Origin of the sequence: Streptomyces sp. NPDC003247 (assembly GCF_042888135.1) — a bacterium.
Taxonomy (GTDB): Bacteria; Actinomycetota; Actinomycetes; order Streptomycetales; family Streptomycetaceae; genus Streptomyces.
Genome location: NZ_JBIAPF010000012.1, coordinates 139,429 through 164,152, shown reverse-complemented (window position 1 = coordinate 164,152; position 24,724 = coordinate 139,429). Strand labels below are relative to the sequence as shown.

The window sequence follows — 24,724 nt, the reverse complement described above, 5'->3', positions numbered from 1 at the left end:
CCGCCCGCTGCCCCGCTGATCAAGGCCGTGTACCGCCGGGTCAGCCCTCGCCCACGAGGTCGAGGTCGTCACGAGACGTCCCCGGGGTGATCTCCGGAACGGGCCACTCGCGGTTCAGCGGCAGGGACACATCCCGCCACCAGGGGTGCGTGGGGAGGGCTCCGGCAGGCTCGAAGGGCCGGCCCGGAATCGGGACGGCGACCGCCTGTCCGACCGCCTCGGCCGCGGCCAGGGTCCACTCCCCCGGCTCGGCCCAGGGATGCAACGAGAGGTTGAACGTCCCCCAGTGGATCGGCAGCATGACCCCGCTCGGCCGGCCTTGCTGGAGGTCGAGATGGCTCTGGACCCCTTGCGAGGGGCTCATGTGAATGTCCGGCCACGCGCCGGGCAGCGGCGCGGAACCCGTGTGGTTCTTGGGCCAGAACTCGGAGTACGCGCCGATCTGGATCATCGTCGCGTCGAACGGGCCGTGCTCGGCGCCGATGTCCCGGAAGCCCTCGAAGTAACCGGTGTCACCGCTGTGGTAGATCCGGTGCTGGTCACCGGCGACCACCCAGGAGGCCCACAGGGTGTGCTGGGTGTTGCGCAGGCCGCGGCCGCAGAAGTGGCGGGCCGGGGTGGCGGTGAGGGTGAGTCCGCCGACCTTGGTCGCCTCGTGCCAGTCCAGCTCGCGCAGCCGGTCCGCGGACACGCCCCAGTGCTCCAGGTGGGCGCCGACCCCGAGCGGGACGGCGAACAGGGTGTCCGTGCCGGCCAACGCCTTGATCGTCGGCAGGTCCAAGTGGTCGTAGTGGTCGTGCGAGATGACCACGACGTCGACCGGGCCCAGGGCGGCGAGCGGGAGCGGGACGGGGTGCAGCCGCTTGGGGCCCGCGAAGGGGAAGGGGGAGCAGCGCTCGCCCCAGACCGGGTCGAACAGCACGCGATGCCCGTCGATCTCCGCGAGCACGCTGGAGTGGCCCAGCCACGTCAGACGCAGGTCCGTGGCGGGCGGCTTGGCGAGGTCGGCGACGGTGGTGGCGTGCACCGGGACCGTGCCCGCGGGGGCGCGGCGGGTGCGGGAGTCCTGGTCGAAGTACACCTTGGCGAAGTCGAGGGCCGAGCCCGAGGGGCGGGTGCGCGTCGGGCCGCCGGGGTTCTGGAAGACCCCGTCCTTGAAGTGGGGCGATCTGCGGATGCGCGCCAGGCGCTCACCGCTCGGGTCCGCGCCGAAGGCCTCGGGCTGCAGCGCGCGGAGCCCGGAGCTCAGGGTACGGAAACCGGCCACGGTACCTCCAGGTGGAGTCGCTGAGGATTTCCATTATGGTCGGCCCGGGCGGTGCCGCCGGACCGCCCCTGTCCCGGTGGCCGCGAACTCGTGGGTGGGGCCCGGCCGTCCGTGGGCGCGAGGCGCTCCGACCGCCCTCGCCGACGACGTCGGCGCAGGTCGCGGGCCCTGTGTAGGGTGACGGCGTGGCAAGAGTCCGGTTGAGTGTGGCCGAGCGGCGCGAGGAGTTGCTGAAGGCCGCCATCGAGCAGATCGAGGCGCGGGGCGTGGCGGCGGTCAGGATCGCCGACGTGGCCGCGGCGCTCGGTGTGAGCAACGCGCTGGTGCTCTACCACTTCTCGACCAAGGAGAAGCTCGTCGCCGACGCGTTCGCGTACGCCGCCGAGGACGACCTGACCCGCCTGCGCAAGCTGCTCGGCCGCCGCACCACCGCCCTGCGCCGGCTGCGGTCGGCCGTGCGCTGGTACGCGCCCACCGGCCAGGCCAAGGGCTGGCGGCTGTGGATAGAGGGCTGGGCGGTGTCCCTGCGCGAGCCCGCCCTGCGCGACGTCGCCCGCCACCTCGACCGGCAGTGGAAGGCCTCGCTCACCGAAGTCATCGCCCAGGGGGTGGCGGCGGGCGAGTTCCGCTGCCCCGACCCTTCCGGCACCGCCCTGCGCCTGACGGCCCTGCTCGACGGCCTCGCCGTGCAGCTGACGTCCTACAAAGGCGCGGTCTCCCGGACCCGCGCCCGGGAGTGGGTCGACGAGGCGCTGGCCCGGGAACTCGGGCTGGAGGCACGGACGGTGAGCGTCCAGGGGCGCTGACGGCGGCCTCGGACGGGGCGCGGGCCCGTCGGCTGGGAGGCCGTCGGGCCCGTCCGCGCTGCGGTCCGTGCTGCGGTCCGGACCCGCTGTGGCCCGGACGCGGTTCGGTTCGGGCCGCGCTGCTGTCCGATCCGCGCTGTCGCCCGGCCGCGCTTCGGCCCGGACCCGCGGCGGCCCGGACCCGTTGTGGGCGGGCGGGCGGACGGCCGCGGTCCACCGGGGCTCAGGCCACCGAGGCGATCCGTGTCCTGATGTCGTCCGGCGACAGCGCCCCCTTGGCGGTCACGTGGTCGCCCGAGGACTGCCCGCGCAGCCGGCGCCCGATCCACGGCACCAGGAACTCGCGCGCCCAGTGCACGTCGTCGCGCCGCACCTCCAGGGTGCCGCGCGGCGGGAGCGGCGGCCAGGGCTGCTCGGGGTCGGCCGGCACCTCCAGCCCGAGGACCTGTCCGGCGCGCAGCGCGACGCGCGTGTGCCCCTCCGGGGACAGGTGGAGCCGGTCGTGGTCCCAGGCCCGCCGGTCCTGGATCGACTTCAGGGACCACAGGTCGAGCACCGGACAGCCGTAGCGGTCGGCGACGGCGCGCACGTGCCCGTTGTAGGTGGCGATCTTGCCGCGCAGGTGCTTGAGCACCGGGATCCCGCGCGTGTCGAAGCCGGTCGTCACCAGGACCGTCCCGGCCACCGCGGTCAGTGCGGCGATCGCCCGCTCGAAGCGCTCGGCGACCTCGTCCGGGTCGGTGCCGGGACGGAGGATGTCGTTGCCGCCGGCACAGAAGGAGACCAGGTCGGGTGCGAGCCCGACGGCCTGGGGAAGCTGGCCCGCCATGATCTGGTCGAGCAGCTTCCCGCGCACCGCCAGATTGGTGTACCGGAAGTCGCCCTCGGGCCGCCGGTCCGCGAGCAGCACCGCGAACCGGTCGGCCCAGCCGACGAACGCCCCGTCGGGGCCGGGGTCGCCGACGCCTTCGGTGAAGCTGTCCCCCACCGCCACGTACGACCCGATCACTGATCTGCTGTCACTCTTCGAATCGTCTGCCACAACAGTGCATGATTCACCTTCGAATGTGACCTACGCGACCGTAGGAAGGGGTTGACGGACGGTGAGATAAGCCACTCCTAAAGAATTCGCCAATGTGGGAATAAGGCGTGCGGTCAGCCGTGTCGACGCAGTGACCACACCCGGAAGTCACTGATCCGGAAATGGCTCCACGTGGTGCGGAAGGCGAAGTGCCCGGCGGTGTACGGCTCCGGGTCGGTGTAGTCGAAGACGAGCCGCCCGTTGTTCCACCACCGGACGGTGGAACCGTCGGAGACGATGCGGACGTGGTTCGGCTCGTTCGCCACCAGCAGCGGCTCGGTGTAGTCGTAGACCAGCGGCCGGACCCCCGCCTGGCCGACGTAGCGGCGCAGCCGGGTGGTGGTGTTGGTGTTGGCGCCGTAGCCGACGTAGTAGGTCTTGAGGTGGTCGTACTCGGCGAGGGCGCCGCCGCGCGGGGTGGCGAAGAGGTCGTCCGGGGAACGGGCGTCGAGGGCGTTCCAGAAGTTGTTGAGATCCGAGACGCGGTCGTTGGCGCCGCCCGCGGAGACCGGGGTGGCGGTGTACTCCAGGACGTACGGTCCTTCGAGCCGCTGCTTGAACCAGATGGTCGCGCCGGCGGGAACGTCGACCTCCAGGGTGCCCCGGGAGGCGGTGACGGTGCCGCCCTTCTCCAGTTCGACGGCCCACTGGCGCAGACCGTGGCGGAAGTCGTCGTGGGCGATCGGACGGCCGTGGCGGGGTGCGGCGCTCGCCTCCGCCGCGGGGGCGAGGGCGGCCAGGGCCGCGCCGGCGGCCAGGGCGCCGAAGGCTCTGCGGGAAGTGGTCACGGGAGACGGCTCCTTCAGGGGGTCGTGACGCGGGGTGCGGGGACGCGGCGGGTCTCGGTGCCGAGGTAGTAGTCGGTGTACGTCGACTGGAGGTAGCCGCGCACGGTCCAGCCGAGGCGGTACCCGGGGTTCTGGGCGAGCGTGTAGAGGCGCGTCTTCGTCGGCTCGGTGGTGGTGTACAGGCGCAGGGCGGTGTGGTCGGCGGTCTCGGCGAGGATCTCCTCGCGCCAGTCGCCGAGGATGTCGCCGTAGAACGGGGTGGCGTTGCGGGCGCCGGAGACGACTCCGGACGGCTCGAAGATCTTCGCGCTGGTCTGGGTCGCCGGGTCCCACTTCTCTACGTATGTGTAGTCGAGGTTCTCCGACGCCTTGTCGCCGTCCCACCAGATGCGGAAGTTGACGCTGGGCGTGGTCGTGGAGACCTTGCCGTCCTGGACGTTGTAGACGCCCGCGCCCGGGGCGGTGACGTCGGCGGTGGACGTCCAGTACTCGTAGCCGGGGTGGCCGGGGTCGATGTCGCCGGTGCTGCCGCGGCCGACGTCGATGTCGGTGTCGTTCACCCAGTCCGCCGGGTGCTGGCCGGTGACCAGGCGCTCGCCGGTGTCGGCGTCGTAGTAGTACCAGGGAAAGTTCGGGACGACGCCCAGCTCCGCCTGCTGGATGGCGAAGCCCTCCAGGCCGGGGCGGTCGGGGTCGAGGTCGGCGATGTGGAAGCGGTCGCCGTGGCCGGCGCCGTCGACGACGTAGCGCAGGGTGCCGTCGCTGTTGACGACGTAGTTGCCGTCGGCGATCTCGTCCCGGCCGTCCTGGTCGACGTCGACGGTGCGGATCTGGTGGAAGCTGGTCGCGCCGCTGTCGGAGGGCACGACGTACTTCCAACGGCGGGTCAGGTCCGTGCCGTCGAAGTCCCAGGTCTGGAAGAGGATCCGGAAGGTGCCGCGCTTGGCGCCGACGCGGGTGACCAGCTTGGTGACCAGGCTCGGGTGGACGCCGTCCAGGTAGGCGATGCCGAAGTGGCCGCCGGAGGGCCCGTCGGCGACGAAGTCGTCGGGGACGGGCTGCCGGGTGCGCTCGGTGCCGGTCGCGCCGTCGATCACCGAGACGAACTGGTTCGCGGGCGAGGCGGCGGTGACCTGTGCGCCGTCCGCGAAGGTGGTGCCGTCGGCCGTGTGCACCAGCACCTCGGCCTTGCCGTCGCTGTCGAGGTCGTACACGGTGACGTTGTCGTCGTTGCGGTAGCCGCCGATCGCGGTGGATCCGCTGACAGCGGCGGGCGCCGGGTCGTTGGCGCCGTTCCCGCCGACCTGGGTGTAGGAGCCGGGGCCGAGGTCGACCCGCCAGAGCCGCTCGCCGGAGAGGGTGTAGGCCTCCAGCAGGTCGGACCTGTCCCGGGTCTGGGAGAGCCGGCTGACGACGAGCTCGTAGCGTCCGTCGCCGTCGAGGTCGCCGGGCCAGGCGTGCTGGACGGTGTAGCCGTCGGCCGCGGCGAGCGGGATCTCGGCGTACCCGTCGGCGAAGTCGAGGGCGGCGGAACTCGGCCGCTGCTCGTGTCCGTCGACCACCGCGCGCACGGTGTAGGTCCCCGTGCCCCGGGAGTCGTCCTGGTAGGTCGTCGACTTCCTGATCGGCTCGCGGTTCAGCCGGCGGCCGTTCTTGTACACGTTGAAGGCGATCGCGTCGCCGTACCGGGCGTACTCGGTGCCGAGCAGGCGCCAGCTGAGGAAGGTGCCCTCGCCGGACGGTACGGCGACCAGGCCGCGGTCGAGGTTCTCGACGATCCGGCGCGGCTGCTCGGCGGCCTGACCGGTGGGCGCGGAGAAGAGTCCGGCGAGCAGGGCGGCGGCGGTGACGGCGACGGTTCTTCGGCGTCGGGAGGGGTTCACTAGTGGTCCTTCACGATGAGCGTGGTCGTGTGGTCGGCCACCTCGCGATGGCCCGGCCGCCGTCCACGGAGCCGAACGGCGTTCGAGGAATCGGACATGCGGAAGGGGTGGGGAAAGCGGTTGTCCCTTGCCGGAGATCACTGTGTCCCTCCTCCGCCCCCGCTGTCGACGGTCCGGCGGGACCTGCCACACGACCGCAATACAGTGATCATGAACGCGCAAAGACACCGAAGGCCGGACCCTGGGAACGGGTCCGGCCTTCGGTGGCGTGTCGGGCGGGTGGTCGTGCGACCGGTCAGCCGACGGAGACCCCGTGCGAGCGGAGGTAGGCGACCGGGTCGATGTCCGAGCCGTAGTTCGGCGTGGTGCGGATCTCGAAGTGCAGGTGCGGGCCGGTCACGTTGCCGGTCGCGCCGGACAGACCGATCTGCTGGCCCGCGGAGACGGTCTGGCCGGCCGAGACGGAGAGCGAGGAGAGGTGGGCGTACTGGGCGTAGTAGCCGTCGGCGAGCTTGATGACGACCTGGTTGCCGTAGGCGCCGCCCCAGCCGGCGGAGACGACCGTGCCCGCGCCGACGGCCTTGAGGGAGGTGCCGGTCGAGACGACGAAGTCGACGCCGGTGTGGTAGCCGCTGGACCACATGCTGCCGGACATCCGGTACGGGGTGCCGATGGCGGCGCTCGCCACGGGGAGGACGAAGCCGCTGGAGGCGGTGGTGTTCCCGGCGCTCTCCGTGGTCGACCCGGCGGCGGAGCCGGAGGACTTCGCCGACGTCGAGGACTGCGTGGACTTCGACGACTGCGACGACTTCGAGGAGGAGGAACCGGACGACGTGGACGGCGACTTGGTGGTACCGGTCGTGGCCGCCTTCTCACCGATCGACAGCTTGAGGCCCGGGTGGATCAGCGACGGGTTCGCGCCGACGGCCTGACGGTTGTCCTCGTACAGCTCCTGCCAGCCGCCGCTGACGCTCTGCTCGTCCGCGATCTTCGAGAGGTAGTCGCCGGCCACCACCGTGTAGGTCCGGGTCTCGGTGGCGGACGTCGCGTCGGCGGCGGCCTGCTGCGCCGCCGGAGCGGCCTGGACGGACGTCTCCGCGACGGCGGAGACCGACCGGGCCGCCGACTGGGCCGGTGCGGCATGGGCGCCGGCGGCACCCATGAGCGGGAGGGCGAGCGCGGCGCCGCCCGTTCCGGCGACGGCGATGGAGCGGGTGAAGCGCGGGGTCTTCGGGCGGCGGTGCTTACCCTTCGCGGGCATGTCGCATTCCTCTCCGGCGCCTGCGAGGTGAGCTGTCGGGTGCGGGCTGGAGATGCCCGGCCGCGCCGAGGCACGGCTTTACCCCTAGCCGTTCCGGAGACCGGAACAGGCGGTTCTACCTGTGGGTCCCCCGCTCCTGCCACGTACGGGTGAGTGTGTGCGGGCTCCGGGCGGCGGCAGGATTGGGCGTCCGTCCGGATTGGTGTGGAACGTAAGCGACCAGGACGCACAGGAACAAGCAGCGGTTGCGCTGTTCACGCCTTTCTCTTGATCCTCTGTGAGAATTCCCCGTCACTTTCCGTGTACCGCGGGGCCCGCACTTCCCGGAACGCCCATGAGAAACGCATTGATTACGTGAGCATGACGGGCGACGCACGGTCACGGATATGACGCTCCTCACGTGACACGCCTCCAGGCTTCTTTATTCCAGAGCGAGTTGTGATGAAGGAATTCAATCCGGACAGAACTCTCAGATGCGACGCAGCCGGATAACCGCCGCATCGAGGTCGCGGCGCAGCCCGGTGCGCAGCCCGTGGTGCAACAGCACCGCCCCTCGGCGCACTTCACCCGTTTCAAGGCATTCGTACGACTCTGCCGGGTCCAGGCCGCGCAGCCGCAGCGCCGGTGCCGGCTCGCCGTAGCGCTGCGCCTGGAGCCAGGCGAGGACGACGCTCTCGTCCCCGCGCACGTACTGCACGGCGCTCAGGCCGCCCTCCGGGGGCCGCAGCCGGTACAGGTCGCCGTGCTGCACGAGGGGCCGGATCTCCTTGTACAGCTCGACCCAGCCGCGCGCCTCGGTGAGCTCATCCTCGGTCCACTCGGAGAGGTCTCCGCCGACGCCGAGCACACCGGCCATGGCACTGACGAACCGGAAGCGCAGCGAGCTGACCCGGCCGTTGAGCTGGGTGTTGGGGCTGTCGGTGACCCAGGCGGCCATGATCCGCGCCGGGTGCACCTGGCTGAAGCCGTGCTGGATGGCGAGCCGGTCCAGCGGGTCGGTGTTGTCGGACGTCCACACCTGGTCGGTCCGGCTCGCGATCCCGAGGTCGATCCGCCCACCGCCACCGGAGCAGGACTCGAAGGCGACGCCCGGGTGGGCCGCCCGCAACCGGTCGAACAGCGCGTACAGGGCGCGCACGTGGTCGACCCAGAGCCGCTGCGGATAGGGGTCGTCCGGCCAGCCGGCGTCGGTGAAGCAGCGGTTGAAGTCCCACTTGACGTAGTCGACGGGCGCGCTGGACAGGAGGGTGTCGAGCTGCTGCCAGAGGTACTCCTGGACGTCCTCGCGGGCGAGGTTGAGGACGAGCTGGTTGCGGAATTCCGTCCGCTTCCGCCCGGGCTGGAACTGGACCCAGTCGGGGTGCGCCCGGTAGAGGTCGCTGTCCGGATTGACCATTTCGGGCTCGACCCAGATGCCGAACTGCATTCCGAGCGCGTGCACCTGGTCCGCGAGCGGCTTGAGGCCGTTGGGGAAGCGGTCGGGGTTGGGGCGCCAGTCGCCGAGTCCCGCGTGGTCGCCGGTGCGGGCCCCGAACCAGCCGTCGTCGACCACGAACAGCTCGACGCCGATGGCCGCGGCGCGGCGCGCGAGGGTCGCCTGCTGTTCCTCCGAGATGTCGAAGAACGTGGCCTCCCAGGAGTTGAAGAGCACGGGCCGGTCCCGCTCGGCGTCCGGGATCACGTACCCCCGCTGGTAGGCGTGCCAGGCGCGGCTCGCGCCGCCGAAGCCGCCGTCGCTCCACAGACCGGCGAAGAGCGGCGTGGTGAAGGACTCCCCCGCCGCCAGCCGCAGCAGGCCCGAGTCGTCGTACCCGGCGCCGCCCGTGACCTGCACGCGCGCGTCGGGCAGTTGGGCCACGGCGATCCGCCAGGAGCCGGACCAGCCCAGGGCGCAGCCGTAGACCTCGCCGCGCTCCTCGGTCGCGTCGGTGTCCAGGGCCACCCAGGGCAGGTGCTGGTGGCCGGTGTGGCCGCGGCGGCTGCCGATGACCTTCTCACCGTAGGTGAGGGGGGCGCGGGTGAGGCGGGACTCGGCGGCCCAGCGGCCGTGCAGCTGGGACAGGCGCCAGCCGTCGCGGTCGGGCAGGGTCCAGGTGGCGGAGTCGGCGCGCAGCAGCTCCAGGGGCTCGTCGCCGTCGTTGCGCAGGGTCGTCCAGCGCTCCACGACGTCGTCGCGCATCCGGTAGTGGAGGGTCACGGCCAGCCCGCCGTCCCGGAAGCGCAGCCGCAGCTCGTCGCCCTCGGTCTCGTGGCCGGTGAAGGTCCACTCGGTTCCGCGCCGGCCGGCGGTGCGCACGGACAGGGCGGGGCGGACGAAGCGGGCGCCGCCCTCGACCGGATACTCCTCCCGGCCGTCGAGCGGGGACTCGAAGGCCCAGTAGTCCGGCAGCGGGCGCACGGCGAGCGCCTCGGCGTCGGCGAGGGCGAGCCGCGGGCCCCAGTGCAGGTGCACGAGCTCGTCGGCCTCGGTGACATGGACGGCGTAGCTGCTGTGGGGCCCCGAAAGGAGCCAGGTACGGCCGTCGGCGGCGGACTCGGGCATCAGAAACTCCCACTGATTCGAACAGGTGCGATCAAGCACCGACATCATCAGGGGCCGGTGTCCCGTGGAGCAACGCCTGTGGAAAACCATTCGGGCCCCCGGCGACGCCCGCCTGTGGACAACCCGTTGCCCCGTGAATCCGTACCGTATGGTCGGGGAAGTGTTCCGTCGGCCACCCGAGCCGCGCCGAGCGGGACCGACGACCGGAGGAGCACCTGTGACGCAGCAGATCCCGTCGACCGAGCCCGAGCTGGCCGGTGTGCGCAACTTCCGAGACGTGGGCGGCCTGCCGACCGTCGACGGACGGCGGGTGCGTCACGGCGTGCTGTTCCGCAGCGGCCACCTCGCGCACGCCAGCGACGAGGACACCGTGTTCCTGTCCTCGCTGGGTCTGCACACCGTCTTCGACTTCCGCAACGCGGCGGACCAGAAGCTGGAGGGCCCGGACGTCGAACTGCCGGGCGTGCGCAATGTGAACCTGCCGCTGTCGGACCCCGCGGACGGCGCCGAGTTCTGGAGGATGGTCCGCGACGGCGACATCGAGCAGCTGCGTGCCATCCTCGCGGACGGCCGGGCCGCGGACCGGATGATCGTCTCCTACCGCACGATCATCAAGGAGCGCACCGCCGAGCACTCCCAGGTGGTGCACGCGCTCGCCGAGGACAGCGTCCCCGCCCTGATGCACTGCGCGGCCGGCAAGGACCGCGCGGGCCTGTCCATCGCGGTGACGCTGCTCGCCGTGGGGGTCGAGCGGGAGGCGATCCTCGACGACTACCTGAAGTCGAACGCGACCCACCGCCGCTACAAGGTGCGCCGCAGCAGCACCTCCCCCTCGGCCTACTCCCCCGAGGTCATGGAACTGCTCAGCCCCCTCTTCGACGCCCGCGCGGAGTACCTCTCGGCGGCCTTCGAGACCGTCGAGGAGACATGGGGCGGTGTGGACGCCTATCTGGAGCAGGGCCTCGGGCTCACCCCGGCGACCCGGGAGCGGCTGCGCGAACGCCTCCTCGACTGAGCCCGGCCGCCGGGGACTCCTACTGGTTGGCCCCCACCTCGAAGAGCAGCCAGATGAACGCCGCGACGACGTGCCCCACCGCGATGTAGATGATCAGCCGGATCCATAGGCTGCGCGGGAAGCGCTCCTCGATGTCGCTCATGGCGTTCCTCCAGAGGTCGGGCCCAGGCACAGCGCGGCCGTCGGGCTCTGCAACAGGGTGTGGACGAAGAGCAGCTCGACCCCGTCGGGGTCGTCGGCCGCGATGCGGTGCGGGGTCAGCGAGTCGAAGTGCGCGCTGTCGCCCGCGCCGAGCAGGTGCGTGGTGTCGCCGAGGCGCAGCCGCAGCCGCCCGGTGAGGACGTACAGCCATTCCTCGCCGGGGTGGACGCGCACGATGTCGCCCTGTGAGCCGTGGGGCACCCGCACCCGCAGGGCCTGCATCCCGCGCCCGGACGCCCCGGCCTGCCAGTACGTCCAGCCGCCCGCCGCCGTCGGTTCCATGTCGGCGGCACGTACGACGGCGTCCCGGTCGGCGACCGTCTCGCCGAGCAGTTCCGAGACGGTCGTACCGTAGATACGGGCGAGGGCCAGCAGCATCGGCAGCGAGGGCTGTCGCCGGCCGGTCTCCAGGCGGGAGAGGTGGGCGGGCGACAGGCCGGCGGAGCGGGCGGCGGCCTCCAGCGTGAGGGAGGCGCGGCGGCGCAGGGCGCGCAGCTGAGGCGCCACGACGGGCAGGCCGCCGGCGGGCGGTCCGGCCCCGGGCGACGCGGGCACGGACGACCCGGGCGCGGACGACCCGGCCACGGGCGATCCGGCCACGGGCGATCCGTCGGCGGTCGATCCGTCGCCGGGCAGGCCGTCGGCCGGTTCGGCTCCGGGCTCGGAGGCGGGAGAGCTCATGACTCCATTGAGCCGCGCTATTGCCTCCGCGGCAAGTTTCTTACCTCTGAGGCAAAGACCCGCCACCTCGCCGCACCCGGAGCCACGCTAGCGGCCGGCCACCGCCTGCTTGATCAGCGTCTTGCCGAAGTCCCACACCAGCCCGCCCCCGGCGTGGGCCTCGTCCATCACCTCGGTGAAGGCGTCGACGAACCGGTCCACCTCCTTCTCCCCCACGATCAGGGGCGGAATCAGCTTGATGACCTCCAGCTCGTCGCCGGAGACCTGGGTGAGGATGCGGTGCCGTCGCAACAGGGGCACGACCACCATCTGCGCGAACAGTCCCTTGCGGGCGGCCTGGAGCATGGTCCAGCGGCCGCGCAGTTTCAGCGACCTCGGCCGGCCGAACTCGATGCCGATCATCAGGCCCCTGCCCCGGACGTCGGCGAGCAGCTCGTACTTGTCGACCAGCGCCGTGAGCCGGGACTTCAGCAGCTCGCCCGTGGCACGGGCGCCGGCCACGATCCGCTCGTTCTCCATCACGGACAGCACCGCGAGGCCCGCCGCCATGGCCTGGGCGTTGGCACCGAAGCTCGCCGAGTGGACCAGCACCCGGTCCATGGACGAGTAGACCTTCTTGAAGATCCAGTCCTTGCCGAGGGTGGCGCCCACCGGCACATAGCCGCCGGAGAGCGCCTTGGCCACGCACACCAGGTCGGGCTCGACGCCCTCCTCGTGCTGGTGGGCGTAGAAGTCGCCGGTCCGGCCGAGGCCGGTCTGCACCTCGTCGGCGATGAGCAGCGCCTTGTGCCGGTGCAGCAGTTCCTGGGCGGCGCGCAGATAGCCGGGCGGTGCCTCGTGGACGCCCTTGCCCTGGATCGGCTCGACGATCAGGGCGGCCACGTCGCCCTTCGCCACCTCCCGCGCCAGGGCGTCGAGATCGCCGAGCGGCACGGCGGTGTCGGGCAGCAGCGGCGCGAATCCGTCCCGGAAGCCGGACTCGCCGTTGACGGACAGGGAGCCGGTGGTCAGCCCGTGGAAGGCGTGGTCGCAGTACAGGACACGCGGCCTGCCGGTCGCGTACCGGGCGAACTTCAGCGCGGTCTCGACGGCCTCCGTCCCGCTGTTGCCGAAGAACACCCGGTCCAGGTAAGGGCTGTGCGCGAGGAGTCGCTCCGCGAGCAGTCCGGGCAGGGGCGGGCAGTCGAAGCGGGTGAGGTCGGCGAGCCGCGCGTCCAGGACGTCGTGCAGTGCCTTGCGGACGACGGGGTGGTGGCGGCCCAGGCCCATCACCCCGAACCCGGCGAGCATGTCCAGGTAGTCGTTGCCGTCCGTGTCCCAGAAGTAGGCGCCCTCGGCCCGCTCGTAGACCTTGTCGAAGCCGATGGTGTGCAGGACCCGCGGCAGTTGGTGGTTGAGGTACCGGGAGTGCAGCTCGTAGCGTTCGGCTCCGCGCTCGGCCAGCAGGTCACCGAGGTCGAACTCCTTGGTCATGCGTCGTTCTCCTTGCCAGGGCCGGCGGTGTGCCGGACGGGGTCCTCGGCAGCCTTGACGGCCAGGCTCGCGCTGATCCGTCCGGCGATCTCGACGGGGGTCAGACCGATGTCGGCGAGCACCTCGGCGCGCTTGGCGTGGGCGAGGAACTGCTCCGGGATGCCGAACCGCCGTACGGGGACGTCGACCTCGGCGTCGCCCAGGGCCAGCGCCACCGCCGACCCGACGCCGGCGGCGCGGCTGTTGTCCTCGACGACGGCCACCAGTCGGTGTGCGGCGGCGAGGCCGGGCAGGGCCGGGTCGACGGGCTTGACCCAGCGGGGGTCCACGACCGTGCAGCCGATGCCGCGGGACTCCAGCAGCCCGGCGGCCTTCAGGCACACCGGCGCCATCACGCCGACGGCCACCAGCAGCACCTCGGCCCGTGCGGCGCGGTGCAGGACGTCCATGCCGCCCACCCGGTCGACGGCCGGGATCTCCGGTCCGGCCGACTCCTTCGGGAAGCGGACCAGGGTCGGCGCGTCGTCCACCGCCACAGCCTCCCGCAGCTGTGCGCGCAGCTGGCCGGTGTCGCGCGGGGCGGCGATCCTCAGCCCCGGGACGACCTGGAGGACCGACATGTCCCACATGCCGTTGTGGGACGCGCCGTCGACGCCGGTCACGCCCGCCCGGTCGAGCACGAAGGTCACCCCGCAGCGGTGCAGGGCCACGTCCATCAGCACCTGGTCGAAGGCGCGGTTGAGGAAGGTGGCGTAGACGGCCACGACGGGGTGCAGGCCCCCGGTCGCCAGGCCCGCCGCGCTGACCGCCGCGTGCTGCTCGGCGATGCCGACGTCCCACACCCGGTCCGGGAACCGCTCGGCGAACCGTCCGAGGCCCACCGGGTGCAGCATGGCCGCTGTGATGGCCACGACGTCGTCGCGCTCCTCACCGATGCGTACGATCTCGTCGCCGAAGACGGACGTCCAGGACGGGCCGCCGGCGGGTGTGAGCGGGGCGCAGGTCAGCGGGTCCATCGCGCCGACGGTGTGGAAGTGGTCCTCCTCGTGGGCGAGGGCCGGTCCGTAGCCGCGGCCCTTCTCGGTGAGGCAGTGCACCAGGACCGGCCCGTGGAAGCGCCTGGCCCGGCGCAGCGCCGACTCGACGGCCCCGACGTCGTGTCCGTCGATCGGACCGACGTACTTCAGGCCGAGGTCCTCGAACATGCCCTGCGGGGCGAAGGCGTCCTTGAAGCCCTTCTTCGCGCCGTGCAGCGACTCGTAGACGGTGTGCCCGACGACGGGTGTGCGCAGCAGGACGTCCTTGCCCCAGGCCAGGACCTTCTCGTAGCCGTCGGTGGTGCGCAGGGTCGCGAGGTGGTCGGCGAGCCCCCCGATGGTCGGCGCGTAGGAACGTTCGTTGTCGTTGACGACGACGATCAGCGGCCGGTCCTTGGCGGCCGCGATGTTGTTCAGCGCCTCCCAGGCCATGCCGCCGGTGAGCGCGCCGTCCCCGATCACCGCGACGACGTGCCCCCGCTCCCCCCGCACCTGGCGGGCCTTGGCGAGCCCGTCGGCCCAGCCGAGGGCGGTGGAGGCGTGGCTGTTCTCGATGACGTCGTGCTCGGACTCCTCGCGGGAGGGGTAGCCGGACAGGCCGCCCTTGCCCCGCAGCTTGGAGAAGTCCTGACGTCCCGTCAGGATCTTGTGGACGTAGCTCTGGTGGCCGGTGTCCCACAGGATGCGGTCGGCCGGTGACTCGAAGACCCGGTGGAGCGCGATGGTCAGCTCCACCACGCCCAGGTTGGGCCCGAGGTGCCCGCCGGTCCTGGCGACCGCGTGCACCAGGAACTCCCTGATCTCGTCGGACAGTTCACCGAGTTCCGCCTCGGACAGCGCCTTCAGGTCGCGTGGTTGCCGGATGGTCTCCAGGATCGTCACGCTCGGGCCCCCTTCGGTCCGTGCTGGTCAACTCACGGTGACGGCCGGCTCCCCTGCCGCGGTGCCGTCCCGTTCCATCTGTTCGGCGATCTTCATGGCCTCCTCGATGAGGGTCTCGACGATCCTGGACTCGGGGACGGTCTTGACGACCTCGCCCTTGACGAAGATCTGGCCCTTGCCGTTGCCGGAGGCGACGCCGAGGTCGGCCTCACGCGCCTCGCCCGGGCCGTTCACCACACAGCCCATGACGGCCACCCGCAGCGGCACCTCCATGCCCTCCAGCCCTGCCGTGACCTCCTCGGCCAGCTTGTAGACGTCGACCTGGGCCCGGCCGCAGGACGGGCAGGAGACGATCTCCAGCCGCCGCTCCCGCAGCCCCAGGGACTGGAGGATCTGGATACCGACCTTGACCTCCTCCGCGGGCGGCGCGGACAGCGACACCCGGATCGTGTCGCCGATGCCCTGGGAGAGGAGCGCGCCGAACGCGACGGCCGACTTGATCGTGCCCTGGAAGGCGGGGCCCGCCTCGGTGACGCCGAGGTGGAGGGGGTAGTCGCAGGCGGCGGCGAGCTGCCGGTAGGCCTCGATCATCACGACCGGGTCGTTGTGCTTGACGGAGATCTTGATGTCCCGGAAGTCGTGCTCCTCGAAGAGGGACGCCTCCCACAGGGCGGACTCGACGAGCGCCTCGGGGGTCGCCCTGCCGTACTTCTGGAGCAGGCGCCGGTCCAGCGAACCGGCGTTGACGCCGATACGGATCGGGGTGCCGTGCTCCTTCGCCGCCTTCGCGATCTCCTTGACCTTGTCGTCGAACTGCTTGATGTTGCCGGGGTTGACCCGCACCGCCGCGCAGCCCGCCTCGATCGCCGCGAAGACGTACTTCGGCTGGAAGTGGATGTCGGCGATGACCGGGATCTGCGACTTGCGGGCGATCGTCGACAGGGCGTCGGCGTCGTCCTGCGTGGGGCACGCCACCCGCACGATCTGGCAGCCCGACGCGGTCAGCTCGGCGATCTGCTGGAGCGTGGCACCGATGTCCGACGTACGCGTCGTCGTCATCGACTGCACGGACACCGGGGCGTCCCCGCCCACCGCCACCGAGCCGACCTGGATCCGGCGCGCCACACGCCGCTCGGCGACCGGCCTGACCGGCACCTCGGGAACGCCCAGGGAGACGGCGGTCACGGCGTCACTCCCGGTTCCCGGAGACCGTCTCGCGCATCGCGCGCAGCGACTCCTTGAGCGAGCCCATGGTGGCGAGGACGGCGGTGGGCTCGTAGCCGCAGTGCGCCATGCAGTTGGCGCACCGCGGGTCCTTGCCCCGCCCGTACCGGTCCCAGTCGGTCTTCTCGATGAGTTCGCGGTACGTCGGCACGTACCCGTCGCTCATCAGGTAGCAGGGGCGCTGCCAGCCGAAGAGGGAGTAGTTCGGGATGGCCCAGGCGGTGCAGGGGAAGTCGACCCGGCCCTCCAGGAAGTCGAGGAAGAGCGGCGAGTGGTTGAGCCGCCAGCGGCGGCGGTTGCCGCCCGCGAAGGCCTTCTTGAACAGCTCGCGGGTCTGCTCCACCCCCAGGAAGTGCTCCTGGTCGGGCGCCTTCTCGTAGGCGTAGGCGGGCGAGATCATCATCTCGTCGACCTTGAGGTCGTCGTTGAGGAAGTTGAGCACCTCGACGATGGTCTGCGGGGTGTCGGTGTTGAAGAAGGTCGAGTTGGTGGTGACCCGGAAGCCGCGCCGCTTGGCCTCCTTGATCGCCTCGACGGCCTCGTCGAACACGCCCTCCTTCGCCACCGACTCGTCGTGCCGTTCCCGCAGCCCGTCGATGTGCACGGCGAAGGCGAAGTAGGGGGAGGGCGTGAAGCGGTCCATCTTCTTGCGCAGCAGCATCGCGTTGGTGCAGAGGAACACGTACTTCCGCTTGGCCACCAACTGCCGGACGATCTCGTCGATCTGAGGGTGCATCAGCGGCTCGCCGCCGGCGATCGAGACCATGGGCGCGCCGGATTCGAGCACCGCCCCCACGGCCTGGGCGACGGGCATGCGCTGCTTGAGCACTCCCGCCGGGTGCTGGATCTTGCCGCAGCCCTCGCACTTGAGGTTGCAGGCGAAGAGCGGTTCCAGTTCGACGATGAGCGGGAACTTGTCCCGCTTGCGGAGCTTCTGTTCAGCCAAGTACGTAGCGACCTTGATGGACTGGCGCAGCGGCATGGCCATCTGGCTCACCTCCGGGGGAGCAGCACACTACGGTGCCATTCGAAGAATGCAGGCAGGACGGAGCGAAGGACACGGAAAGCCGATATTCCACCGCGCACCGTGCCGATCCGGACGAGTTCATGTTCAGGAGCGTCCACGACCACCCGGACAGCCGCAACCGGGCGCGTGCCCGCGCGGACGGCGCTCAGGAGTGTGGCCGCCGACTCCATGTCGACCGCGATCGCGCCGGTGGCGAGCAGATCGGACCGTTCGGGACCGCGCACGACGTGGTCGGAGCCGGTGACGGGGCCGGTGTGGACGGTACGCCCGGGCAGGGTGCGGGCGAGTTCCTTGACGAGCAGTTCGGTGCCGACGCACGGCACGCCGCCGCGCGGGTCACGGGTCTCCTCGGCAACGACCAGGTCCCCGGGGTGCATGCCGGGGGCGAGCCCCGCGCAGAAGCCGGTGGCCAGCACGGCCGCTCCGCCGAGCACCGGGTCGGTGAGGATCCGGGTGACCGACCGCTCGGCCGCCCTCGGCCCCATGCCCGTCCGCAGGACGGTGACCGGCCCGCCCGCCCCCGACCGGTCGCCCATGCGCAGGGCGAGGTGCTCGATGCCGAGCGCGCAGGCGATCAGCAGCGGGGCGGGAGCGGGCTGCGCGCTCATCAGCCCCCCTCGGCCTCGACGGCACCGGGGACCTTCGGGGCGAAGGGGTCGCCGTGGACGTACCGGCCGAGCGCGGTGAGCGGGAACACCTGCCGGTAGAGGTGGTAGTTGATGGAGAAGTCCCAGGGGAAGCCGGTGCCGGTGAACTGGGGCTCGTCCCAGGAGCCGTCCTCCCGCTGGCTGTCGGTGAGCCAGGCGACGCCCCGCTGGACCGCCGGGGAGTCCCGCTCCCCCGCCGCCAGTAACGCCATCAGCGCCCACGCCGTCTGGGAGGCGGTCGAGGGGCCCCGGCCGCTCCACCGGCCGGCGTCCTGGTAGGAGCGCAGGTCCTCGCCCCAGCCGCCGTCGTCGTTCTGCACCCGCTCCAGCCAGGCCACCGCTCTGCGGATCGCGGGGTGCCGGGCGGGCAGCCCGGCGGCGGTCAGGGCGGGGACGACCGATCCGGTGCCGTAGACGTAGTTGACGCCCCAGCGTCCGAACCACGAGCCGTCCGGCTCCTGTTCGGCCAGCAGCCAGTGGATGCCCCGCCGGGTGCGCGGGTCGTGCGCCAGGCCCTCGACGGCGAGCATCTCCACGACGTGCGCGGTGACGTCCGCGGACGGCGGGTCGATGACCTCGCCGAAGTCGCAGAACGGCAGCCGGTTGGGGAACGGGCTGGTGTTGTCGACGTCGAAGGCGCCCCACGCCCCGTTGCGCGACTGCATGCCGAGGTTCCAGCGCACTCCGCGCGCGATCGCCCTCTCCACCCGCTCCGGGTCGTGGTGGTCGACCCGGCGCAGCGCGAGGACGACCTCGGCGGTGTCGTCGATGTCGGGGTAGTTGTCGTTGTGGAACTCGAACGCCCAGCCCCCGGGGGGCAGTTCTGGCCGCCGTACGGACCAGTCGCCGGGGCGGACGATCTGCTCGCCGAGCATCCAGTCGGCCGCCTTGACCAGTTGGGGGTGGTCGGCGGGCACCCCCGCGTCGGCGAGCGCGATGGTCGCCAGGCAGGTGTCCCACACCGGCGACTGGCAGGCCTCGATCATCCGGGCGCCGTCCTCGCGCCAGACGGCGTACCGGTCCAGGGACTCCAGCCCCGCCCGCATCACGGGGTGCCGCAGGTCGTAGCCGAGCAGGTGCAGGGCGATGACCGAGTACACGGCGGGCGGCTGGATACCGCCCCAGCAGCCGTCGTTCTCCTGCCGTTCGATGATCCAGCGGGCGGCGGAGTCCATCGCGGCCCGGCGCAGCCGGCGCACCGCGACCGTGCGGTAGCCGCGCACGACCTTGTCCAGCCGCTGGAACAGCCCGTTCCAGCTGTTGATCGGCGCGAGGGGCCCCGGCGGGTTGGGGCGGGCCGGGTCGGTGTGCAGTTCGTCGAGCGGGAAGGGCGCCGGGCGCACCGGGCGCTTGGCGGAGACGACGGTGAGCGGGACGATCGTCTGCCGGGCCCAGCAGCCGAAGTGGTAGATGCTGAGCGGGAACCACTTGGGGAAGTACAGCAGTTCCGGGGGGAGTTCGGGCAGGTCCTCCCACTTCCACCAGCCGAACAGCGCCAGCCAGATCCGGGTGAAGACACGGGCGGCGGCGATGCCGCCCCGGTCGCGGACCCAGGCGGAGGCGCGCGCCATGTGCGGCGCGTCGGGCGCGTCGCCGGCCAGGCGCAGGGCGACGTAGGCCTCGATGGTGGCGGAGAGGTCGCCGGGGCCGCCGTGGAAGGTGGCCCAGGTTCCGTCCTCGCGCTGCTCGCCCCGGATGAAGAGGGCGGCGGCCCGGGTGGTCGGCTCGTCGCGGATGCCCAGGAACTGGCGGAGCAGCAGGTCCTCGGCGTCCATCGTGACGTTCGTCTCGAGGTCGCCCTTCCACCAGCCCTCGGCGTCCTGCCGGGCGAGCAGGAAGTCGGTCGCGCGCCGCATCGCGTCGCGCGCGGCGGCTTCGTGGGCCCCGGCCGCCACGGGGGTGGTGATGTCGGTTTCGCTGGCCGCGGCGGCGCGGGGCGGCAGCGCCCCGGTGCTTCCGTCGGTCGTCGCTGTCATGGCTTCCCCTTCGTGCAGTCGTGCGACGTCGTGCTGCTGTGGGTCCGCCGTCGGCCGGTGCGCCGTCCCGCCTCGCTGCACCGGCCGGCGACTACGCGAGGGCTATTCGACCGATAGGGATCATCTCTTTCGTACGACGACGAAGTCGGCGAGCGCCGTGAACCGGGCCCGGACCTGCTCGGGCATGTCGACGGCGGTCAGGGCCTCGAGGGCGACGGTGTGCTGGCGGCGTGCCTCCTCGGCGGTCCACTCGCGGCCGCCGGCCTCCTCGATGAGCGCGGCGCGGGCGGCGAACTCCTCCTCGGAGAAGTGCGCGAAGTCGCTGCTCCCGGCGTCGGCGGCGAGGATCTCGCCGAGCCGCGCGGAGGCGGGGCCGCCCGCCGCGAGCGCGGCCACGACCGGCAGGGACTTCTTGCGCTGGCGCAGGTCGCTCCAGGTCTGCTTGCCGGTGGAGACCGGGTCGCCCCAGATGCCGAGGAGGTCGTCGACGGCCTGGAAGGCGAGGCCGAGGTGGTAGCCGTACTTCTCCAGGGCGTCGGCGGTGCGGTCGTCCGCGCCGCCGAGCACGGCGCCGATGGAGCTGGCGCAGGCCAGCAGGGCGCCGGTCTTGTTGCCCTCCATCTCCAGACACTCCTCGACGCTGACGCGGTCGCGGTGCTCGTAGGAGATGTCCTGCGCCTGGCCGTCGATCAGGGCGCGGGTGGCGGTGGTCAGCCGGCGGGTCGCCCGGCCGGCCTCGACGGTGCCGAGCTCCAGCAGGACCTCGTTGGCGAGGGCGAACAGGGCGTCGCCGACCAGGATGGCCTGGGCGGGGCCGTGCACCTTCCAGACGGTGTCGCGGTGGCGGCGCTGCTCGTCGCCGTCCATCAGGTCGTCGTGCAGCAACGAGAAGTTGTGGACCAGTTCGACGGCGACCGCGCCGGGGACGCCGATGGCGGGCGCGGCCCCGGTGACCTCCGCGGAGAGCACCGCGAGCGCGGGACGCACGGCCTTGCCGCCGTCCCCGTCGGTCGGGTTGCCCTGGGCGTCGATCCAGCCGAAGTGGTAGGCGGCGACCGTGTCCATGGGCGGCGCCAGACGGTCGACGGCCGCCCGCAGCACCGGTGTGGCCAGGGTCCGGCCGCGCTCCAGGAGCGCGGTCACGTCCACCGCGGTCTCTCGGGCGGCCGTCGGCGCCGGGGACACAGGGGGCACAGTTTCTCCTCTTGTTGCGGTACCGGAGGGGGTGCGGGGATGTGCCGAGCCGTGCTGATCGAACTTCACCGGACGCCACCTCGCAGGGGGGCGCCGGTTCCCTCCGGTTCTCGGCCGGGGGTCCGGGGGGTGTCCCCCGGGACGATGCAGTGGGCCGCCTCCTCGCTGGCGAAGAGGTGGCGGGGGCGGGGCCGGCCCAGGGCGCCGAGCGCGGCGTCCGCCGCGTTCACACCGCTGCGGACCGCACTCTCCATGGTCGCGGGCCACCCTGTGGCGGTCCACGCTCCGGCCAGGTACAGGCCGGGTGCCTTGGTGCGGGCGCCGGGCCTGAGCCGTCCGACGCCGGGGGTGGGGGCGAACGTCGCCGTGCGCTCCCGGGTCACGAAGAAGTCCCGCACCTGGGCCTCGCGGGCGCGCGGCAGCAGCCGGCGCAGCTCGGGCAGGTAGCGCTCGCGCAGCGCGGCCACGGGCCGGTCGATGTCGTCCCGCGCGGCCGACTGCGACAGCGCGAGGTACTGGCCCGAGCGCAGCCCCGAGGCGTCGGTGCGGTCGAACACCCACTGCACCGGCGTGCCCAGCGCGGCGAGGAAGGGCGCGTCCAGCACCGTGCGGTCGTAGACGACGTGCACGTTGAGGATGGGCGCGGTGCCGATGTCCAGCAGCCGCTCGGGCGCCTCCAGCGCCCCGGGCGGCAGCAGGTCGTACGTCTCGCGCTGCGGTACGGCGAGGACGACGGTGTCCGCGCGGAGCGTCTCGCCGGGCGTCTCGACGCTCCAGCCGCCGTCGCCGCCGGGGGAGACGGAGGTGACGCGGGCGCGGAGCTCGGTGCGCACGCCCGCGGCGTCGAGCGCCCGGCGGGCGAGCCGGTCGTGCAGTTCGCCCAGCGGGACGCGGGCCCATCCGATGTCGGCCGCGCCCGGGTCGGACAGCAGACCGGTCTTGAAGACCATCGCGGCGAGCCCGAGCGAGGTGTCGCCGGCGACCGCGTTCAGGGTGGCGACGCCGACCAGGTCCCACAGGGCCTCGACGGCGCGCGGCGACTGGCCGTGCGCCGTGAGCCAGCTGCCGAAGTCCTGGGCGTCGAGCGCCGGGTCGGCGAGGTCGAGCTTCTTGAGCGCCAGCGCGGCCCGGCCCACCCGGGCGCGTTCGGCGAGCGAGAGGTGCGGGTACGCGGCGAGGCTGCGTCCCAGGTGGAGGGGGACCGGCAGCGCGTCGCGCCGCAGCCTGCCGAGCCGTCGCCCCTCGGGCCGGGCGACGTCGACGACGGGCACGTCGAGACGTTCCTGCAACGGTGCCAGCGTCGCGCCGTCGATCCGGTCGAGGAACCAGCGGTAGGCGGTGCAGCAGCGCAGGTAGACGTGCTGTCCGTTGTCGACGGTGAGTCCGCCGCGGTGGAAGGAGAAGGCCAGGCCGCCCAGCCGGGGCCGGCCTTCGAGCAGCGTGACGCGGACGCCCGCGTCGGCGAGCGCGAGCGCGGCGGTGACGCCAGCCAGCCCGCCGCCGACCACGACGGCGTCCCGTCCGGACGTCCGCGGGCCGTCCGGGAGCAGCTCGTCGCTCATGGCGCCCCCTCCCCTGCGCGCCCGCCGTGCCGCGGGAACCGTGCCCGGCAGGCCGTCGGAGTCAGGGACGCCGCGCCGCGCCGGAGGGTTGCGTGCCGCTTTTCCCCGGCGGCGTCACCCCGGTCCGCCGGGTCGCTGGTGGGGCCCATCAGAGCTGCCTCCTGACGGCCAGCCGGGACACGTGCCGGGTGTCCAGACCGGACAGCCCGCGCACGGCGACGTAGGCCTTCTCCCGGCCGGGCAGGGAGACCCGGCCGCGCAGGACGGCCTCGGGGTCGCGCTCGATGCGGTCGAGGAGGCGGCGGTAGATGCCGGCCATCGCGGCGACGCAGGCGCCGCTGCGCCGGTCCAGCATGGGCAGCAGCCGGTAGCCCTCGGCGAAGAGGGCGCGGGCCCGTCGCACCTCGAAGTGCACGAGGCCCGCGAAGTCGGAGCCCTCCGGCGGCCGCGCCCCGTCGAAGCCGGCCGAGCAGCCGAACTTCGCGAGGTCGTCGGCGGGCAGGTAGGTGCGGCCGCCCGCGGCGTCCTCGCGGACGTCCCTCAGGATGTTGGTGAGCTGGAGCGCGAGCCCCAGCGTGTCGGCGTACTCAGGAGCGCGCTCGGCGCCGCGCGCGCCCGGTTCCGTACCGAACACGCCGAGCGAGAGCCGGCCGATGGCGCCGGCCACGCAGCGGCAGTACGCCTTCAGGTCGTCCCAGGTCTCGTACGTCTCGCCGCGGACGTCCATCAGGACGCCGTCGATCAGCTCGTCCAGGCCGCCCAGCGGGATCGGGAAGACCCGCGCGGCATGGGCGAGGGCGACCGCGACGGGGTCGGTGTCGTCCTCCTCGACCTCGCCCGCGCGCACCCGGGCGAGCAGCGCCCGGGTGTCCTCCAGCCGGGCCGTCTTGACCTCGGCGTCCAGCGCGCCGTCGCCGATGTCGTCGACCCGGCGGGAGAACGCGTACAGCGCCGACATCGCGCGCCGCTTGGGCGTGGGCAGCAGCCGGATGCCGTAGGCGAAGTTGCGCGCCTGCTGCCCGGTGACGGCCTCGCAGTAGCCGTAGGCGGCGAGTACCGGTGCGGACACGTTCTGCGGAGAGTCCACGGTCCGGATCACCCCTCTTCTCGCAGGGTCGCGCCCGCCTCGCGCAGCACCCGGAGCTTGCCGGGCCTGGGCGGGCCGGGAAGGACGTCGTAATCGGCGGCGGCGATCGCGTGGACCGCCGCCCTTCCGCCCGCCACGAAGCCCGCGAGCAGCAGTCTCAGCCTGCCGTGGACGCTGCGCACCAGCGGGGCGCCCTCGGCCAGGAGGTCGCGGGCGCGTTGTGCCTCGTACGCGATCAGGGCGCGCACCGAGGCGCCGGCGGTGGGCGCGGCGAGGTCCGCCTCCCGGACGTGGAAGCGCTCCATGTCCGCGGCGGGCAGGTAGACGCGGTCGCGGCCGAGGTCCTCGGCCACGTCCTGGAGGTGCTCGACGATCTGCAACGCGGTGCAGACCGCGTCGGAGCGGCGGATCCGCTCCGGGGTGGAGGTTCCGGTGACGGCGAGGACGAGCCGGCCCACGGGGTTGGCGGACAGCTCGCAGTACGCGAGGAGGTCGTCGTAGGTCGCGTAGCGCGTGACGAGCTGGTCCTGGCGGTTGGCGGCGATCAGGCCGAGGAAGGGCTCGGGGGTGAGGGCGCGGCGGCGGACGGTCGGCTGGAGGCGGCGCAGCAGGGGGTGGCGGGGCGTGCCGTCGAAGACCCGGCGCAGATCGGCCTCGAAGGCGTCCAGCAGGACGAGGCGGTCCTCGGCGTCGGCGGCCGGGACGCCGAGCAGCCGGGCGTCGGCGCCGCCCGGGGCCAGGTCGCCGTCGCCGATGTCGTCGACCAGACGGGCGAAGCCGTACACGGCCATGAGGTCGTCGCGCCAGGCCCGGGGCAGGAAGAACGGGGCCACGGGGAAGTTCTCGTGCGCGGCCTTGGCGAGGGTGTCGCGCTCCGGGTCCACCGGGCGTGACGTGGTCGGCGCCGTCATCGTCGGCTGCCCGGGGCAGGGACGGCGCATGCTCCGTTACGCTGGGGAGTTTCCGTAGCCATTGCCGTCACATCTCCCGTTCTACACCGACAACCCGATACCCACTATTTCGGACACGCCGCCCAGCCGTCCGCACGGCAGCCCTGTCCGAGGGCGTCGCGCCATATCGCCCCACTTGA

21 protein-coding genes and 1 riboswitch are annotated in these 24,724 nt (G+C 72.4%); of the genes, 2 read left to right on the top strand and 19 right to left on the bottom strand.

The genetic code is table 11. The annotated features are described in order from the left end of the window. Positions 1-40: 40 nt before the first annotated feature. Positions 41-1,267, bottom strand: coding sequence for an MBL fold metallo-hydrolase (locus ACFYWQ_RS33815; RefSeq protein WP_389521859.1), 1,227 nt, complete (start codon positions 1,265-1,267; stop codon positions 41-43). A gap of 185 nt (positions 1,268-1,452) precedes the next feature. On the opposite strand from ACFYWQ_RS33815, the gene ACFYWQ_RS33810 reads away from it, so the two are divergent. Continuing rightward, complete coding sequence (locus ACFYWQ_RS33810) at positions 1,453-2,073, top strand: TetR/AcrR family transcriptional regulator (RefSeq protein ID WP_389521857.1); 621 nt, start codon at positions 1,453-1,455, stop codon at positions 2,071-2,073. A gap of 223 nt (positions 2,074-2,296) precedes the next feature. Here the strand turns inward: ACFYWQ_RS33810 and ACFYWQ_RS33805 are convergent, their stop codons facing one another. The 5 genes from ACFYWQ_RS33805 to ACFYWQ_RS33785 form a co-directional block, all read right to left on the bottom strand. Further along, the gene (locus ACFYWQ_RS33805) at positions 2,297-3,082 is read right to left on the bottom strand and encodes an SGNH/GDSL hydrolase family protein (protein ID WP_389522032.1); all 786 of its coding nucleotides are present in this window, start codon (positions 3,080-3,082) and stop codon (positions 2,297-2,299) included. A gap of 146 nt (positions 3,083-3,228) precedes the next feature. Then, positions 3,229-3,942, bottom strand: coding sequence for a DUF6250 domain-containing protein (locus ACFYWQ_RS33800; RefSeq protein WP_389521855.1), 714 nt, complete (start codon positions 3,940-3,942; stop codon positions 3,229-3,231). A 14-nt stretch (positions 3,943-3,956) separates the two neighbouring features. Then, positions 3,957-5,825 (bottom strand): hypothetical protein, encoded by a 1,869-nt coding sequence (locus ACFYWQ_RS33795; protein WP_389521853.1) that lies wholly within the window; start codon positions 5,823-5,825, stop codon positions 3,957-3,959. A 295-nt stretch (positions 5,826-6,120) separates the two neighbouring features. Continuing rightward, positions 6,121-7,086: a peptidoglycan DD-metalloendopeptidase family protein gene (locus ACFYWQ_RS33790; protein WP_389521851.1), complete on the bottom strand. Its 966-nt coding sequence runs from the start codon at positions 7,084-7,086 to the stop codon at positions 6,121-6,123. A gap of 4 nt (positions 7,087-7,090) precedes the next feature. Continuing rightward, positions 7,091-7,248: riboswitch (cyclic di-AMP (ydaO/yuaA leader) on the bottom strand. A gap of 307 nt (positions 7,249-7,555) precedes the next feature. After that, positions 7,556-9,628: an alpha-galactosidase gene (locus ACFYWQ_RS33785; RefSeq protein ID WP_389521850.1), complete on the bottom strand. Its 2,073-nt coding sequence runs from the start codon at positions 9,626-9,628 to the stop codon at positions 7,556-7,558. Positions 9,629-9,845: 217 nt separating this feature from the next. Between ACFYWQ_RS33785 and ACFYWQ_RS33780 the strand changes: the two genes are divergently transcribed. Beyond that, positions 9,846-10,643 carry a tyrosine-protein phosphatase gene (locus tag ACFYWQ_RS33780; RefSeq protein ID WP_389521848.1) on the top strand — a complete coding sequence of 266 codons (798 nt, stop codon included), beginning with the start codon at positions 9,846-9,848 and terminating at the stop codon, positions 10,641-10,643. A gap of 19 nt (positions 10,644-10,662) precedes the next feature. On the opposite strand, the gene ACFYWQ_RS33775 is transcribed toward ACFYWQ_RS33780, so the two are convergent. The 13 genes from ACFYWQ_RS33775 to hpnC form a co-directional block, all read right to left on the bottom strand. Beyond that, positions 10,663-10,785, bottom strand: coding sequence for a DUF6126 family protein (locus ACFYWQ_RS33775; protein ID WP_385068775.1), 123 nt, complete (start codon positions 10,783-10,785; stop codon positions 10,663-10,665). Beyond that, positions 10,782-11,525, bottom strand: coding sequence for a helix-turn-helix domain-containing protein (locus ACFYWQ_RS33770; RefSeq protein ID WP_389521846.1), 744 nt, complete (start codon positions 11,523-11,525; stop codon positions 10,782-10,784). Before ACFYWQ_RS33770 ends, ACFYWQ_RS33775 begins: the two co-directional genes overlap by 4 nt. An 87-nt stretch (positions 11,526-11,612) precedes the next feature. After that, positions 11,613-12,998, bottom strand: coding sequence for an aspartate aminotransferase family protein (locus tag ACFYWQ_RS33765; RefSeq protein ID WP_389521844.1), 1,386 nt, complete (start codon positions 12,996-12,998; stop codon positions 11,613-11,615). After that, positions 12,995-14,917 (bottom strand): 1-deoxy-D-xylulose-5-phosphate synthase, encoded by a 1,923-nt coding sequence (gene dxs, locus ACFYWQ_RS33760; protein ID WP_389521842.1) that lies wholly within the window; start codon positions 14,915-14,917, stop codon positions 12,995-12,997. The genes ACFYWQ_RS33765 and dxs overlap by 4 nt, the downstream gene beginning before the upstream one ends. Before the next feature lie 27 nt (positions 14,918-14,944). Then, the gene (ispG, locus tag ACFYWQ_RS33755) at positions 14,945-16,102 is read right to left on the bottom strand and encodes a flavodoxin-dependent (E)-4-hydroxy-3-methylbut-2-enyl-diphosphate synthase (RefSeq protein ID WP_389521840.1); all 1,158 of its coding nucleotides are present in this window, start codon (positions 16,100-16,102) and stop codon (positions 14,945-14,947) included. A gap of 4 nt (positions 16,103-16,106) precedes the next feature. After that, positions 16,107-17,129, bottom strand: a complete 1,023-nt coding sequence (hpnH, locus tag ACFYWQ_RS33750) for an adenosyl-hopene transferase HpnH (protein WP_389521838.1) — start codon at positions 17,127-17,129, stop codon at positions 16,107-16,109. A 5-nt stretch (positions 17,130-17,134) separates the two neighbouring features. Next, a complete protein-coding gene (locus ACFYWQ_RS33745; RefSeq protein WP_389521836.1) occupies positions 17,135-17,776 on the bottom strand; it encodes a 1-hydroxy-2-methyl-2-butenyl 4-diphosphate reductase in 642 nt (213 codons plus the stop codon). Continuing rightward, positions 17,776-19,791, bottom strand: a complete 2,016-nt coding sequence (gene shc, locus ACFYWQ_RS33740) for a squalene--hopene cyclase (RefSeq protein WP_389521834.1) — start codon at positions 19,789-19,791, stop codon at positions 17,776-17,778. Before shc ends, ACFYWQ_RS33745 begins: the two co-directional genes overlap by 1 nt. A 120-nt stretch (positions 19,792-19,911) precedes the next feature. Next, positions 19,912-20,976 (bottom strand): polyprenyl synthetase family protein, encoded by a 1,065-nt coding sequence (locus ACFYWQ_RS33735; RefSeq protein WP_389522031.1) that lies wholly within the window; start codon positions 20,974-20,976, stop codon positions 19,912-19,914. Positions 20,977-21,050: 74 nt separating this feature from the next. After that, entirely contained in the window at positions 21,051-22,547 is a 1,497-nt protein-coding gene (hpnE, locus tag ACFYWQ_RS33730; protein ID WP_389521832.1) for a hydroxysqualene dehydroxylase HpnE, read from the bottom strand. Next, positions 22,544-22,696, bottom strand: coding sequence for a DUF6380 family protein (locus ACFYWQ_RS33725; RefSeq protein ID WP_389521830.1), 153 nt, complete (start codon positions 22,694-22,696; stop codon positions 22,544-22,546). The genes hpnE and ACFYWQ_RS33725 overlap by 4 nt, the downstream gene beginning before the upstream one ends. Further along, the gene (gene hpnD, locus ACFYWQ_RS33720) at positions 22,696-23,646 is read right to left on the bottom strand and encodes a presqualene diphosphate synthase HpnD (protein WP_389521829.1); all 951 of its coding nucleotides are present in this window, start codon (positions 23,644-23,646) and stop codon (positions 22,696-22,698) included. The genes ACFYWQ_RS33725 and hpnD overlap by 1 nt, the downstream gene beginning before the upstream one ends. Next, positions 23,643-24,545, bottom strand: a complete 903-nt coding sequence (gene hpnC / locus ACFYWQ_RS33715; RefSeq protein WP_389521827.1) for a squalene synthase HpnC — start codon at positions 24,543-24,545, stop codon at positions 23,643-23,645. Before hpnC ends, hpnD begins: the two co-directional genes overlap by 4 nt. Between the last annotated feature and the right edge of the window lie 179 nt (positions 24,546-24,724).

Bases quoted from the DNA above. Each gene is read 5' to 3' on its own strand.
- ACFYWQ_RS33790 (WP_389521851.1), bottom strand. From the start codon at position 7,086: ATGCCCGCGAAGGGTAAGCACCGCCGCCCGAAGACCCCGCGCTTCACC.
- ACFYWQ_RS33785 (WP_389521850.1), bottom strand. From the start codon at position 9,628: ATGCCCGAGTCCGCCGCCGACGGCCGTACCTGGCTCCTTTCGGGGCCC.
- ACFYWQ_RS33775 (WP_385068775.1), bottom strand. From the start codon at position 10,785: ATGAGCGACATCGAGGAGCGCTTCCCGCGCAGCCTATGGATCCGGCTG.
- ACFYWQ_RS33770 (WP_389521846.1), bottom strand. From the start codon at position 11,525: ATGAGCTCTCCCGCCTCCGAGCCCGGAGCCGAACCGGCCGACGGCCTG.
- ACFYWQ_RS33765 (WP_389521844.1), bottom strand. From the start codon at position 12,998: ATGACCAAGGAGTTCGACCTCGGTGACCTGCTGGCCGAGCGCGGAGCC.
- hpnH (WP_389521838.1), bottom strand. From the start codon at position 17,129: ATGGCCATGCCGCTGCGCCAGTCCATCAAGGTCGCTACGTACTTGGCT.
- ACFYWQ_RS33745 (WP_389521836.1), bottom strand. From the start codon at position 17,776: ATGAGCGCGCAGCCCGCTCCCGCCCCGCTGCTGATCGCCTGCGCGCTC.
- shc (WP_389521834.1), bottom strand. From the start codon at position 19,791: ATGACAGCGACGACCGACGGAAGCACCGGGGCGCTGCCGCCCCGCGCC.
- hpnE (WP_389521832.1), bottom strand. From the start codon at position 22,547: ATGAGCGACGAGCTGCTCCCGGACGGCCCGCGGACGTCCGGACGGGAC.
- ACFYWQ_RS33725 (WP_389521830.1), bottom strand. From the start codon at position 22,696: ATGGGCCCCACCAGCGACCCGGCGGACCGGGGTGACGCCGCCGGGGAA.
- hpnC (WP_389521827.1), bottom strand. From the start codon at position 24,545: ATGACGGCGCCGACCACGTCACGCCCGGTGGACCCGGAGCGCGACACC.